Origin of the sequence: Profundibacterium mesophilum KAUST100406-0324 (genome assembly GCF_009835145.1) — a bacterium.
In the GTDB taxonomy this organism is placed as follows: domain Bacteria; phylum Pseudomonadota; class Alphaproteobacteria; order Rhodobacterales; family Rhodobacteraceae; genus Profundibacterium; species Profundibacterium mesophilum.
Map to the genome: position 1 here is coordinate 44,848 of NZ_APKE01000035.1, position 12,515 is coordinate 57,362.

14 protein-coding genes are annotated in these 12,515 nt (G+C 66.7%); 2 read left to right on the forward strand and 12 right to left on the reverse strand.

Annotation, left to right across the window (positions count from 1 at the left end):
• Positions 1–8: 8 nt before the first annotated feature.
• From pstC to PMES_RS14045, 3 genes are all read right to left on the reverse strand, one after another.
• Positions 9–1,382 carry a phosphate ABC transporter permease subunit PstC gene (gene pstC, locus PMES_RS14035; RefSeq protein WP_159966358.1) on the reverse strand — a complete coding sequence of 458 codons (1,374 nt, stop codon included), beginning with the start codon at positions 1,380–1,382 and terminating at the stop codon, positions 9–11.
• Positions 1,383–1,454: 72 nt separating this feature from the next.
• Positions 1,455–2,492: a PstS family phosphate ABC transporter substrate-binding protein gene (locus PMES_RS14040; protein WP_159966359.1), complete on the reverse strand. Its 1,038-nt coding sequence runs from the start codon at positions 2,490–2,492 to the stop codon at positions 1,455–1,457.
• Between the two features lie 114 nt (positions 2,493–2,606).
• Positions 2,607–3,620 carry an ATP-binding protein gene (locus PMES_RS14045; RefSeq protein ID WP_159966465.1) on the reverse strand — a complete coding sequence of 338 codons (1,014 nt, stop codon included), beginning with the start codon at positions 3,618–3,620 and terminating at the stop codon, positions 2,607–2,609.
• A 237-nt stretch (positions 3,621–3,857) separates the two neighbouring features.
• Between PMES_RS14045 and PMES_RS14050 the strand changes: the two genes are divergently transcribed.
• Positions 3,858–4,247, forward strand: a complete 390-nt coding sequence (locus tag PMES_RS14050; RefSeq protein WP_159966360.1) for a hypothetical protein — start codon at positions 3,858–3,860, stop codon at positions 4,245–4,247.
• Here PMES_RS14050 and PMES_RS14055 read toward each other — a convergent pair.
• The 5 genes from PMES_RS14055 to PMES_RS14075 all read right to left on the reverse strand — a co-directional run bounded on the left by PMES_RS14055 (position 4,236) and on the right by PMES_RS14075 (position 8,859).
• Positions 4,236–5,429, reverse strand: coding sequence for a trans-sulfuration enzyme family protein (locus PMES_RS14055; protein ID WP_159966361.1), 1,194 nt, complete (start codon positions 5,427–5,429; stop codon positions 4,236–4,238). The genes PMES_RS14050 and PMES_RS14055 overlap by 12 nt on opposite strands.
• Positions 5,430–5,470: 41 nt before the next feature.
• A complete protein-coding gene (locus PMES_RS14060; protein ID WP_159966362.1) occupies positions 5,471–5,998 on the reverse strand; it encodes a gamma carbonic anhydrase family protein in 528 nt (175 codons plus the stop codon).
• Positions 5,979–6,635 carry a guanylate kinase gene (gmk, locus tag PMES_RS14065; protein WP_159966363.1) on the reverse strand — a complete coding sequence of 219 codons (657 nt, stop codon included), beginning with the start codon at positions 6,633–6,635 and terminating at the stop codon, positions 5,979–5,981. Before gmk ends, PMES_RS14060 begins: the two co-directional genes overlap by 20 nt.
• Positions 6,636–6,639: 4 nt before the next feature.
• Positions 6,640–7,536, reverse strand: a complete 897-nt coding sequence (locus PMES_RS14070; RefSeq protein ID WP_159966364.1) for a YicC/YloC family endoribonuclease — start codon at positions 7,534–7,536, stop codon at positions 6,640–6,642.
• Between the two features lie 117 nt (positions 7,537–7,653).
• Positions 7,654–8,859, reverse strand: coding sequence for a type 2 periplasmic-binding domain-containing protein (locus PMES_RS14075; protein ID WP_159966365.1), 1,206 nt, complete (start codon positions 8,857–8,859; stop codon positions 7,654–7,656).
• Between the two features lie 214 nt (positions 8,860–9,073).
• Between PMES_RS14075 and PMES_RS14080 the strand changes: the two genes are divergently transcribed.
• Entirely contained in the window at positions 9,074–9,550 is a 477-nt protein-coding gene (locus tag PMES_RS14080) for a DUF305 domain-containing protein (protein WP_159966366.1), read from the forward strand.
• A 40-nt stretch (positions 9,551–9,590) separates the two neighbouring features.
• Here PMES_RS14080 and PMES_RS14085 read toward each other — a convergent pair whose 3' ends face one another.
• The 4 genes from PMES_RS14085 to PMES_RS14100 all read right to left on the reverse strand — a co-directional run bounded on the left by PMES_RS14085 (position 9,591) and on the right by PMES_RS14100 (position 12,501).
• Positions 9,591–10,520: a Gfo/Idh/MocA family protein gene (locus PMES_RS14085; protein ID WP_159966367.1), complete on the reverse strand. Its 930-nt coding sequence runs from the start codon at positions 10,518–10,520 to the stop codon at positions 9,591–9,593.
• A complete protein-coding gene (gene coaD / locus PMES_RS14090) occupies positions 10,513–11,004 on the reverse strand; it encodes a pantetheine-phosphate adenylyltransferase (RefSeq protein ID WP_159966368.1) in 492 nt (163 codons plus the stop codon). The genes PMES_RS14085 and coaD overlap by 8 nt, the downstream gene beginning before the upstream one ends.
• Positions 11,005–11,103: 99 nt before the next feature.
• On the reverse strand, positions 11,104–11,544 hold the full coding sequence (locus PMES_RS14095; protein ID WP_159966369.1) for a CBS domain-containing protein: 441 nt from the start codon (positions 11,542–11,544) through the stop codon (positions 11,104–11,106).
• Between the two features lie 60 nt (positions 11,545–11,604).
• Complete coding sequence (locus PMES_RS14100; RefSeq protein ID WP_159966466.1) at positions 11,605–12,501, reverse strand: LysR family transcriptional regulator; 897 nt, start codon at positions 12,499–12,501, stop codon at positions 11,605–11,607.
• Positions 12,502–12,515: the final 14 nt, after the last annotated feature.

Genomic DNA, 12,515 nt, shown 5'->3' on the forward strand with positions numbered 1-12,515 from the left:
ACCGGCCCTCAGTCATAGGCTTCACGGTATTTGCGCACGATGCGCAGGGCAAAGATGTTGATCACGAGGGTCACGAGGAACAGCATCATCCCGAGCGCGAAGGCGGCGAGTGTCTTCGGGTTGTCGAAGGAGGTATCCCCGATCAACAGCGTCACGATCTGAACCGTCACGGTCGTCACGCTGTCGAGCGGGTTGATTGTCATCTTGGCGATCAGGCCTGCGGCCATCACGACGATCATCGTCTCTCCGATCGCGCGGCTGACCGCGAGCAGTACACCGCCCACGATGCCCGGTATCGCGGCGGGGAAAAGCACGTTGAGCATCGTCTCGGCACGCGTCGCCCCGAGCGCGAGGGCGCCGTCACGCAGGCTGCGCGGAACCGCGGAGAGCGCGTCGTCGGCGAAGGAGGAGATGAAGGGAATGAGCATGATGCCCATGACGCTGCCGGCCGCCAGCGCGGTGTTGGGCGCGACCGGGATCCCGAGGCTCGCGCCGAAGCTGCGCATCGCGGGGGCGACGACGAGGATGGCGAAGAAGCCGTAGACGACCGTGGGGACACCGGCGAGGATCTCGAGCACCGGCTTGGCCACGGCGCGCAAGGTGCGTGGTGCGAACTCGTTGAGATAGATCGCCGACAGAAGCCCCACCGGCACCGCGATCACCATTGCCACGACCGAGATCACCATCGTGCCGAGGATCACCGGCAGCCAGCCGAAGGCACCTTCGGCGGCGACCTGCCCCTCGCGGATCGGGATTTGCGGCTCCCAGTTCGTCCCGAAGAGGAACTCGCTCAGTGGCACCTTGTCAAGGAACCGCGCCGTCTCGAACATCAGCGCGGCAATGATGCCCACGGTGGTGAAGATCGCCACCAGCGAACAGAAGATCATAAGGCCGGAGACGATCCGCTCGACATTCTGGCGCGCCCGGAAACCCGCGCTCACGCGGCGGCGCGCTGCGATAATGAGGCCAAGTGCGCTCGCGGCAAGAACGGCGAGCATGGCGATGCCCGAAAGGCTGCGCAGCGAGACAAGACGCTCCGCCGCCTCCAGCTTCCACGGCTTGGGCGTGCCGAACACACGTCCGCCTGCAATCGAACGGATCTCGGTCATCGCGAGTTGCCGCTCTCCCAATCCAAGGGGCGCGAGCTCCTGCGCGGCGTCGCGCGCCACGAGCCAATCGATCACCTGCCCTTGCAGCAGTAGCCACAGGAGAAGGACCACAACGAGCGGCACCAAAACCGTCAGGGCGGAATAGAGCCCGTGATAGCCGCTCAGCGAATGCAGGCGGCCGTCACGGGCACGGATCACGGAGGCCGCCCTGCGGTTCCAGGCATAGCCGGCGATCGCGGCGGCCAGTAGCGTGGCGAATGCCAGTGTAGTCATGCAAAGAACCCCCGCAGAAACATAACGGGCCCGGGCCGCAAGCGGCCCGGGCCCGAAAAGGTGGTAGCGCGATTAGTCCTGAAGGTCCATCGGCTTGCCGTCCAGAACATTGTCCTGAAGCTGGGTGAGCTCGTCCTCTCCGAGGGCAACGAGACCACGTTCGGCAAGGTAACCGCCCTGCTCGAGCGCGTCATCGGACATGTATTCCTCGATAAAGGCGTCGAGATTGGGGATCACGCCGCGATGCGCGTTCTTGACGTAGAAGTAAAGGGGACGCGAGATCGGGTAGCTCTTGTCGGCAATTGTCTCGGTGGCCGGCTCGACCCCGTTGATCATGACCGGCTTCAAACGGTCGAGATTCTCGTAGAGGAAGCTGTAGCCGAAGATCCCCATCGCGTTGGGATCGGCATCGAGGCGCTGAACGATGAGATTGTCGTTTTCACCGGCCTCGACGAACGGTCCGTCCTGACGCATGCGCGAGCAATTCTGCTTGATCCAATCTCCGTCGAAGCCACCTTCCTTCACGAAGTCGAGCTCCTCGCAGCCGGCATGCATGGCGAGCTCGACAAAAGCGTCGCGCGTACCGGAGGTGGGCGGCGGGCCATAGGCCAGGATCTCGACATCCGGCAGATCGGGATTGATTTCTGTCCAGCGCGTGTAAGGATTGTCGGCCCATTCGCCCTCGACTGGCACCTGCGCTGCCAGTCCCAGGTAAATATCCTCGAGCGTCAGGTCCCACTCCATCTCGTTGGCCCGCGAGATCGCGATCGAAAGACCGTCATAGCCGATCAGCGCCTCGGAGATGTCGGTGACACCGTTCTGCTGGCACAGTTCGTATTCGGAAGGCTTCATCGCGCGGCTCGCGCCGGTGATGTCGGGATAGGATTCGCCGATGCCTCCGCAGAAAATTTTCATGCCGCCGCCCGTGCCAGTCGACTCGACAATCGGAGATGGTGCGCCGGTGTTGTTGGCGAATTGCTCCGCGACGGCTTGCGTATAAGGAAAGACGGTCGAGGATCCGACGATGCGGATCTCGTCCCGCGCGCTGGCAGCACTCGCACCGGCGGCGAGCATGGCGAGCGTGGAGACGGTCAGACGTGCAGTGGACATTCGGAACTCCTGTATTCGGTCGGACGGCCCGGTCGGGCGCGTGCCTGTCATCTAGGATGCAGTTGTCGAACTTCTGTGACAGGCTTGTAACGGTTTGATGACAATAACCGGTTCTCAGCCGTTTTTTGCGTCCAGGGGCGCCTCCCTCAGTGCCGGAAGGCAAACGGTGAAACGGCTCCCCTGCCCCGGAACGCTTTCGATGAGCAGCCGGCCGCGATGGCGCGAGACGATATGCTTGACGATCGCAAGGCCGAGCCCGGTCCCGCCGGCGCCGCGCGCCCGGTGCGCATCGACGCGGTAGAACCGCTCGGTGAGCCTGGGAAGATGCTCCGGCGCGATCCCGGCCCCGTCATCGGTCACCGAGATTCGTGCCTCGGGCGCTCCTTGGGTGGCCATGTGCAGCCCGATCCCGATCCGCTTGCCGCCATACTTGATCGCGTTCTCGACAAGGTTGCGCGCCACCCGGGTGAGCTGATCACGCTCGCCGTTGACGGGCGGTACGGCGCGGTCCAGGTCGAGATCGATCGTGCTTCCGGCTTCCTCGGCGACGGGCCGCAGCGCCTCAACGGCGCCGGCGAGGATCTCGTCCAGCGCCACCTGCCCCGCAGGCGGCCGGCGCTCTGACCCCTCGACCTCGCTGAGCGAGAGCAGATCGCCCACCAGCCGGCTCATGCGCGCCGCCTCCTGTGCCATGATGCCGAGGAAGCGTGAGCGGGCATCCGGGTCGTTTCGCGCCGCGCCGCGCAGCGTCTCGATGAACCCCAGCATGGCGGTGAGCGGGCTGCGCAGCTCATGGCCGATATTCGCGACAAATTCACGCCGCACGAGCTCGGCCTGCTCGACACCCGAGATGTCCTCGAAGCTCACCAGGATGCTTCCATCCGATACCGGGCGCACATGCACCTTCCACAGCAGGTCCCGCTCGGCGTCGATGCCGCGATACCGGCAGGTGTTGGCCAGCCCGCTGCGCCGCGTATCGGCAACTGCGTTGAGCAGCGCCGGCTGCCGCAGGACGCTTGCATAGGGTAGTCCGGCGAGCTCCTGCCCCAGCAAACGTGCCGCCGGCGCATTGGCCGCCCGCACCCGCCCGCTCGCCGAAATCACGAGCGCCGGCTGCGGCAGGGCCATGAGGATGGCGAGGTCCGCCGTTTCCGGGCTTCGACGCTGCGGCACCGTCACGATGTCACGTTACGTAAGATACGCACAAGTCCACCCCGTTCGGCGATAAAGGGCTATGAATAAGCCTAGATGCATGTTTATCTGTATCAAGGTATACAGGTTCGAAACCTTTTTCGCGATATTTCCACATTCACGGCAAGTCCATTCGTCAGTTCTCATCGACCCATCAGGAAACGAGTAACCATCATGTTCACGGATTCGAAAGTCCTGCAAATGCCCCAGACATCCGGTGCCCGGAAGGCTGTCATCACCCTCTTCGCCGGGTTCGGACCCGGTCCGGGACCGGCGGAGAAGGCCTATAAGCCCGATGTGGAGGGTCGCCTGTGGGCCGATGACCTCGCCGAGATCGAGCTGATGGTCAGGCTCTACAATCCCTGCGAGGTCATCTCCCCGCTCATCGCCAAAAACTTCGATTGCATCGATCTTGCGCAGATCCTGCAATGCTGCCGGTTCAGGGGCACCTACCGCGCGCAGAGCACCTCTGAGAATGTCATCCCGATCGTCCGTGACGAGATCGCGGATCTCGACCTGGGCTTCGAATTCGCCATTCTGCCGGAGGACCGTCTACTCGGCTGAGGCAGCCCCGCTCGCGGCGATGGCGCTCTCGAACTCGCGCAGAAGAAGGTCGATCGGCTCGATGCCGACCGAAATCCGGAAACTCCCCTCGCTGAGCCCAAGCGCGCGTCGCCCCTCTGCGCTCAGCGCGCGGTGCGAGGACGTTGCGGGATGGCTGATCGTCGTTCCGATATCGCCAAGCGTCGGTGCGAAGGCGATGGTGCGCGCGGCCCGGACGAAGGCATTGGCCTCTGCCCGTCCCCCGTTCAACGTGAATGTCACCATGTTGCCGCCCCGCTCGCCCAGAAGCACCCTCGCGCGGTCATGGTCGGGATGATCCGGGCGCATCGGGTAGAGGAGCTCGCGCACCCCCGGACAGCCCGCCAGGTGATCGGCCAGCCGCGCGGCATTCTCCTCGGCCCTGTCATAGCGCAGCTCGAACGAGTAGAGGCCACGCTCGGCGAGCCAGCAGTCGAAGGGGCTCGGCGTCAGGCCAAGGGTGATCGCGGTCACCCGGATCGCCTCGCGCAGCGCCGGATCGCGCGCGGCGACGTAACCCAGAGTGACATCGGAATGCCCTGCCAGGAGCTTGGTCACCGAGTGGATGACGATATCCGCACCACGCTCGAACGGGCGCAGCGCCCGGGGCGTGGTGAAGGTGTTGTCCACTGCCAGGAGGATCCCCCGGCGCCGGGCCAGATCGGCGATCGCGTCGAGATCGGCGAGGCGCAGTGTCGGGTTCGAGACCAGCTCGACCAGGATCATCCGCGTTTCGGGCCGCAGCGCCGCCTCGATCGCCGCGGCATCGCCGGCATCGGCAAGGCTCGTGGCGACGCCAAACCGCGGCAGCTCCTCGTTCATCATGCGCAGCGAGCGGCCGTAGAGCTGCGTGCCGCCGAGCACGTGATCCCCCGCCTTCAGGCACCCCAGAAGGGCGGCCGTGACCGCCGCCATCCCCGAGCCGGTCACGAGCCCGCCCTCGGTGCCTTCCATCGCGTCGATCTTGCGGGCCAGGACCTCGGCGTTCGGATGTCCCTCCCGCGCGTAGGTGTAGCCCTTGGCGCGCCCCTCGTACTGATCGTCGAGCGCATCGGGGCTCTCGCTCGAATAGACGACGGAAGGTTGCAGGGGCGTGACAACCGCGCGGCTGCTGCTTTCGGGCCACGGGGTGCGGCGGACGATCGTGCGGGGTGTATCGGTCATGTTGTCTTCCGGGTTGAGGGATAAATGCGGCCGCTGACCGTTCAAAGGGCGGTGAGCCCTGCGCGGAAGCGTGCCGCGTTCCTGCGGTAATTCGCGGCCGAGGCACGCAGGCCTTCGAGCGCGGCGTCGTCGAGCCTCCTGACGATCTTGCCGGGCGCACCCATCACGAGGCTGCCATCGGGGATCTCCTTGCCTTCTGTGACAAGGGCACCGGCCCCGATCAGGCAGCCTTTGCCGATCCGGGCGCCGTTCAGCACCGTCGCGCCCATGCCGATGAGGCTGCCATCCCCGATGGTGCAGCCATGCAGAATCGCCTTGTGCCCGATCGTGCAATCCTCGCCGATCTCGAGCGGGAAGCCCGGATCGGTATGGAGCACGCAATTCTCCTGGATGTTGCTGCCGCGTCCGACGGTGATCGGCTCGTTGTCGCCGCGCAGCGTCGCGCCGAACCAGATCGAGCTGTCTGGCATGAGGATCACGCGCCCGATCACATTCGCATCGGGCGCGATCCAGGCCGAGCCGTCCTGCGGCAGTTCGGGGCGGATGTCGTCAAGGGCGTAGATCGTCATCGTTTCTCTCCTCGAATTCGTGATTGAGCCGCCGGACCGTCTCGACCAGGGACGGCTGTTGCGAGATGCGCATCCGCTCGGCGCTGACGATCGTCTTCAGACGCTCCTCGGTCTCGTCGAGATCGTCATTGACCAGAACGTAGTCGTATTCGGGCCAGTGGCTGATCTCGTCGCGGCTCTTGCGCATGCGCGCGGCGATGACCCCATCGCTGTCCTGCGCGCGTGAGCGCAGCCGCCGCTCCAGCTCCGGTATGGACGGGGGGAGGATGAAGATGGACAAGGTATGCTTGCCCAGGATCGAGTTCCGGATCTGCTGGCCGCCCTGCCAGTCGATGTCGAAAAGCACGTCGCGCCCCTCGGTGATCGCCGCCTGGACCGGCGCGGCGGGCGAGCCGTAGAAGTTGCCGAAGACCTCCGCATGCTCCAGCATCTCGCCGCCGGCGATCATGGCGGCGAACTCGTCACGGCTGCGAAAATAATACTCGCGCCCGTCCAGCTCGCCCGCGCGCGGCGCACGCGTGGTTGCCGAGACAGAAAAGCTCAGCGCGTCGTCCCAGAGCATCAGGCGTTTGGCCAAGGTGGACTTGCCGGCCCCCGATGGCGAGCTGAGGATGATGAGAAGGCCGCGTCTCGCCAATGTCTTACTCCAGGTTCTGAACTTGCTCGCGCATCTGATCTATGGCGTATTTCAGGTCAAGTCCGGTTCTGGTGAGGGGGCCGTGCTGTGCCTTCGCGCACAGGGTGTTCGCCTCGCGGTTGAACTCCTGCGTCAGGAAGTCGAGCTTGCGTCCCGCCGGCCCGCCCGCCGCCAGAAGCGTACGCGCGGCCAGAAGATGCGTCTGCAGGCGTTCGATCTCCTCGGAGACGTCGATCTTCACCGCGATCAGCGCAAGCTCCTCTTCGAGCCGCGCGGGGTCGATATCGGGACGTGCGTCGAGCGCCCGCTCCAGCGCCGCCTCCATCTGCGCGCGCAGCCCGCCCGCACGCTCCTGTGCCAGCGCGACTGCCCGCTCGGTAAGCGCGCCGATCTCATCGAGCCGCGCGCGAAGATGCGCCCCGATGCGCGCGCCCTCCTCCGCCCGGCTCGCTTCGAACTGGCGCAGCATCTCGGACAGATCGTGCAAGAGCGCATCGCGAAGGGCCGAATGGTCCTCCCCGCCGCGCATCTGCAGATCCTGAACCCCCCGCATGGCGAGGATGTCGGTCGCCGTCACGGGGCCAAGCACGAGGCCCGCCTCCTGCGCCGCGCCCTCGATCCGCCGCACGCGGGCGAGCATCTCGGCCAATGCCTCGGTGTTGATCCCGCCGCCGCGCGTCATCTCGGGATCGCGCGCAAGCCGCAGCCCGAGCGTTATGTTGCCACGTGTCGCGGCCCCTTGCATGCGGGCGCGCACCGCCGCCTCGAGACCCTCGATCCAATCGGGCAGGCGCAGCTTCATGTCGAGACCGCGTCCGTTCACCGACCGCAGGTCCCAGCTCCAGCTCCAGCCCTCGGCGGCGCCGGTCCCGGCGGCGAAACCCGTCATCGAATGGAGCATTCACGTCTTCCCTTCAGGCACATGGCCCGTTTGCCCTAGCAAAGGCGCGCGAAGCTGGCAATCGCGCGCGCCCCTTGCCCGGTGGCCCATGCCGGGCCAGTCCCGGTCGGCGCGGCTCTATTCGATGATCACGCCGTAGCGCTGCTCGAGCCAGTCGCGCACGAACACGCGTGCCTCGGGCGTCAGCTCGGTAATGGCGTCGAGCGCGGTCTGCGCATCAGCGCCGGCGAGCTGCGGATAGGGGTCGATCGCCTCGAAGGCCTTGGCCTCGAAATCATCCTCCGCGACCATCGCGGCGAACGCGGCCTCGTATTCCTCGATCACCTCCGTCGGGGCGTCCTCGGGCGCGAACAGCATCTTCTGCGCGGCCAGACCGCCGATGAGAAAGGCGCGCCATGCGTCCCATCCGGCCCCGTCGGGCGTGCATTCGGGCAAGGCGTCGCAGATTTCGAGGACGGTCGGAACCTCGGGCAGAAGGGGGTCACGGCCGATCTCGCCGTTTGCCTCGAGCGTGCCGAAGGTCATCAGCGCGTTTCCCCGCGTTCCCTTCCGCCCGCCCGTCTGCCTCTGGAAAGCCGGCACGGTCTGAAAGTCGAGGTCGGTATCGCCGTCGAGAAAGGCCCGGCGGGTCTCCGCGCGGCTTTCGAACTTGAACGGATCGGTGATCTGCACGCCAAGCAGGTCGAGCGCGAGCAGCGCCAGCAGATCGAGCCCCGTCGCGCTGACCGCACCGTAGCGCACCGGGACCTCGCGCAGGATCGTGGGATCGGCGGCGAAGGCGCGCGCAAGCGCCGCGTTGCCGTAGATCAGCCCGCCGGTGCCGGAGGCGAGGAGCGGACGCCATCCCGCGTAGTCGTATTGTGCCCGCGGATCGCCCAGCAGGTAGGAGAACTGCGTCTGTGCCGAGGTGCCGAACAGCAGATCCGCCCCGCGCCCCGCCTGCGCCGAGAACCAGTTCGCCCCAAGGGTCGACCCGCCACCGGGGCGGTAGCGCACGAGCACCTGCCGGGGCGGGTCATCCAGCGCTTCGGACAGCATCCTGGCATAGAAGTTCGCCCAGCGCGCGGAGCCCCCCGTCTCGGTGAAGGGGATGACGAACTCGATCGCACCGGGTGGCAGGGGTTGCCCGCGCTCGGTTTCCTCCTGCGTGTCGTGCCCCGGCGCCGCCGCACCGAGCGTCGCCCCGATCACCGGCTTTCCCGGAGCCTCGGGCCCTGCGGCTGCCGTGCGCGTGGGCAGGGATGCGGCCAGCGTCATGCCGGCCATCGCAATGCCGACAAGTGTCATGCGCCGGCGGGGGCGTTCGGAAGCTGCCTTGGTCATGTTCGCCAGACCTCGTGACTGTATGTGCTGTGTCCGCGAGCCTGCACAATTCGACCGGCGAGTTCAACGCACCTTCGGCGACCCGTGCGGGGAGCCGTCATGGCCGGCCGGATGGCGGGCATTACGCTCGGAAGGAACCCTCCAGCATGGGAGGTGTGTTTCGGGTCCATGCGGCACCTGCCGCCGAAACTCGCCAAGCATAGGAGCAAGACCAATGGGCTACGGACGTTTCTTCGCGATGATCGCAACCTCCACGGTTGTCATGTTCGGATTGATGTATCTCAACACCTATGCCGCCGATCACCTGACATTCAGCGAAACGCGGGTGTACATGGCGATCATGATGGGCGGCGTGATGGCGGTGATCATGCTCGCCTTCATGCTGTCGATGTATGACAGGAAATCGCTCAACATTGCGATCTTCGCGGGTGCGGCGGTGATCGCGGCCGGCTCGCTCTGGCTGGTGCGCAGTCAGCAGACGGTTCAGGACGCCTCCTGGATGAGGGCGATGATCCCGCACCATTCGATCGCCATCCTGACCAGCGAGCGCGCCGAGATCAGCGATCCGCGCGTGCGCAAGCTGGCCGACGAGATCATAGAGGCACAGCGCCGCGAGATCGCCGAGATGAAGGCGCTCATTGCCGATCTCGAAGGCGGCCCGGCCGCCACGCCCGAGATCGACGGGCGCTGAGCGGCTGTCGCCCCGCGCCCATGGTATCGCGGCGCGGGGCCTACCAGTCGAAGGGATCGGTGAGGCGGCGGCGGCCGATCATGAAGGCATCCGCCACGTGGATGAGGGGCTCGAGATCGAGCACGCTGCGCCCTTCCCTGACGAGCTGCGCCATCGTCTCGTAGAGCGCGGGATACTCCCGGTCCTCCCCCTCGATGCGCGCGCCGCCCCCGGGCTCGAAGATCGCGCCGCCATCGCCGAGCCGCGCGGCACCGCTGTCCGTCTCGAGAAGGATGTCCCAGGCCTGCGGCTCGGTCCCGCGCCAGTCGAGCCGTCCCGTCACCTCGGCGCTCTCGTGGTCGAAGACGAGTTGCGCGGCGATGGGCGTGTCGCGATTGGCCGGCACGTCGAGCACCGCGCTGCGAAGATGCAGGGCGCCCGGCATGAGCGCGGTCAGGATCGACAGCCCGTTGCTCCCGGGATCGAACACCCCGAGCCCGCCGGGCTCCCAAATCCATTCCTGGCCAGGATGCCAATGGCGCACATCCTCCTTCCAGATCAGATCGGCACGCCGCAGATCGCGACCCTTCAGCCATTGGGTCGCCGCATCCACCGCATGGGCGGCGCGCGAATGCCAGCTGCCGAAGAGCGTGACGCCGTGCGAATGCGCGAGGGAGCGCAGCCGCCTGCATTCGGCGAGCGTGGCGCCGGGCGGTTTCTCGAGCATCACATGGCGCCCGGCGGCGATCGCCTCTGCCGCATAGGCGAAACGCGGCCCCGGCGGCAGCGCGAGCGAGACCGTCTCGATCTCGGGATGTGCCCCGAGCGCCTCTGCAAGCGTGGCATATCCCGGCGCGCCGTCGATGCCCGCGTTGCGACTGACCGTCGCCGCCAGTTCCCAGTCATCCCCGCCGAGGATGGCGGGCACATGCTGATCGCGGGCGATCTTTCCGATCCCCGCGAGGAGGATTGGGCGCCGGCCCTCAGTCAAGGCGGCTCCGCAATGCCCGGTTCACCTCGTGCGGCACGAATTTCGACACGTCGCCGCCATGGCGCGCGATCTCCTTGACGAGCTTGGAGGCGATCGCCTGATGCCGTGCGTCGGCCATCAGGAACACCGTCTCGACCGAGCTGTCGAGCACGCGGTTCATCCCCACCATCTGGTATTCGTATTCGAAATCCGCGACCGCGCGCAGGCCCCTGATGATCAGGCCCGCCCCGACATCGCGCGCCGCGTCGATCAACAGGTTCTCGAACGGATGCGCGACGATCTCGGTGCCCGTCTGCGCCGACAGGGCCGTGCACTCCGCCTCGATCATCGCCACGCGCTCGTCGAGCGAAAAGAGCGGACCCTTGTCGCGGTTGATCGCCACGCCGATCACGAGGCGGTCGACCAAGACACAGGCCCGGCAGATGATGTCGAGATGACCCAGCGTGACGGGATCGAACGTTCCGGGGTACAAGCCTATGCGCATCTGGACCTTCCTGCCGCTTCGCCGCAACGCAACATTATTGCGCGGCCCGTTGCAAGCCCGAAACGACGCCGCGCCTGCGCCGGACCTGCCGCGGTGGCCTCAGTGGCCCATTACCATGTCCTGCAATGCGTCGCGCTCCATCGCCAGCTCCGACAGGCGCGCCTTGACCACGTCGCCGATCGAAATCAGGCCGATCATCCGCTCCCCGTCGAGTACCGGCATGTGGCGGAACCGTCCCTCGGTCATCTTGGCAAGCACGGTGTCGGCGCTTTCCTCGGCGCGGCAGGACACCAGCTCCGTGGTCATCAGGTCGGACACCTTGTCGCCGAGGCACCCTGTCCCGCGCCGACCAAGCTCGCGCACGATGTCGCGCTCGGACAGGATCCCGCGCGGACCGGCCTCGATGCCCTCGTCCGCGACGATCAGGGCCCCGATGCGGTGCTCCGATAGCAGCTTCGCCGCGTCGCCCACCGTGGCTTGCGCCGCGACGGTGATTACCGCGCCATCCCCCTTGCCCTTGAGTATCTGCTTGACCAGCATGCCGGGGTTCCTCCTTGTGCCACCTTCTCGCACCGAGCGTGGCCGCGGCGCGCATCGCTGTCAAGCGAGCGCTTCGAGGCGCGCGATCTCCTGGCGCAGGGCCCCGATGAGGGCCTGGGCGAAACGGTCGTGACGGGCGGCCCGGCGCCCGCCCGCATGGCGCACTAGCCAGAAGGTCCGCGTCATCGAGATCTCCTCGTGAAGGACGCGCACCAGTCCGGGCGCCTGGGGAAGCGCGAAATCGTGGACGACGCCGATCCCGGCGCCCTGCGCGATCCAGCGGAACTGCACCGCTACCGAGTTCGATGCCAGACGCACGCGCTCGACCCCGAGCGCCCCGAGATAGTCGAGCTCGCTGTCGAAGATCATGTCGGGAATGTATCCCGCGATGCGGTGCGCGCCGAGATCGGCGGCCCCCTGAAGGGGCGGCGCGCCGTCGAGGTAACCTTGGTGGGCGGCGAGCGACAATCCGTAATCGGAGATCTTCTGAACCGTCAGCCGGCCCGAGGACGGCCGCGATACCGCGATCGCCATATCTGCCTCGCGCCGCGACAGATCGACGATGCGCGGCAGGGCGACGATCTGCACCTCCAGTCCGGGATGCGCGTCACAGAGCTGCGCGCAGACCTGCGGCAACAGGAAGTTGGCGCAGCCATCGGGTGCGCCCAGGCGGATCGCACCGCTCAGGCCCTCCTCGGCGGCGGCGGCCTCGCTCGTGCCGGCCCCGATCGCCAGTTCGGCCTGCTCGGCCTGCCGCACCAGCCGCTCCCCGGCCTCGGTCAACCTGTAGCCTTGCGGGGACTTGACGAAAAGAGGCGCGCCGAGCCCCGCCTCGAGACGCGCGACACGACGCCCCACGGTGGCCGGATCAAGCCTCAGTTCACGCGCCGCGCCGCTGAGGCTGTCCTGCCGGGCCACGGACAGGAATATTCGCAGGTCGTCCCAGTTGATAGCCATGGTCATCCTTGCAT

Bases quoted from the DNA above. Each gene is read 5' to 3' on its own strand.
- pstC (WP_159966358.1), bottom strand. From the start codon at position 1,382: ATGACTACACTGGCATTCGCCACGCTACTGGCCGCCGCGATCGCCGGC.
- PMES_RS14040 (WP_159966359.1), bottom strand. From the start codon at position 2,492: ATGTCCACTGCACGTCTGACCGTCTCCACGCTCGCCATGCTCGCCGCC.
- PMES_RS14045 (WP_159966465.1), bottom strand. From the start codon at position 3,620: ATGGCCCTGCCGCAGCCGGCGCTCGTGATTTCGGCGAGCGGGCGGGTG.
- PMES_RS14050 (WP_159966360.1), top strand. From the start codon at position 3,858: ATGTTCACGGATTCGAAAGTCCTGCAAATGCCCCAGACATCCGGTGCC.
- PMES_RS14055 (WP_159966361.1), bottom strand. From the start codon at position 5,429: ATGACCGATACACCCCGCACGATCGTCCGCCGCACCCCGTGGCCCGAA.
- PMES_RS14060 (WP_159966362.1), bottom strand. From the start codon at position 5,998: ATGACGATCTACGCCCTTGACGACATCCGCCCCGAACTGCCGCAGGAC.
- PMES_RS14070 (WP_159966364.1), bottom strand. From the start codon at position 7,536: ATGCTCCATTCGATGACGGGTTTCGCCGCCGGGACCGGCGCCGCCGAG.
- PMES_RS14075 (WP_159966365.1), bottom strand. From the start codon at position 8,859: ATGACCAAGGCAGCTTCCGAACGCCCCCGCCGGCGCATGACACTTGTC.
- PMES_RS14080 (WP_159966366.1), top strand. From the start codon at position 9,074: ATGGGCTACGGACGTTTCTTCGCGATGATCGCAACCTCCACGGTTGTC.
- coaD (WP_159966368.1), bottom strand. From the start codon at position 11,004: ATGCGCATAGGCTTGTACCCCGGAACGTTCGATCCCGTCACGCTGGGT.
- PMES_RS14095 (WP_159966369.1), bottom strand. From the start codon at position 11,544: ATGCTGGTCAAGCAGATACTCAAGGGCAAGGGGGATGGCGCGGTAATC.
- PMES_RS14100 (WP_159966466.1), bottom strand. From the start codon at position 12,501: ATGGCTATCAACTGGGACGACCTGCGAATATTCCTGTCCGTGGCCCGG.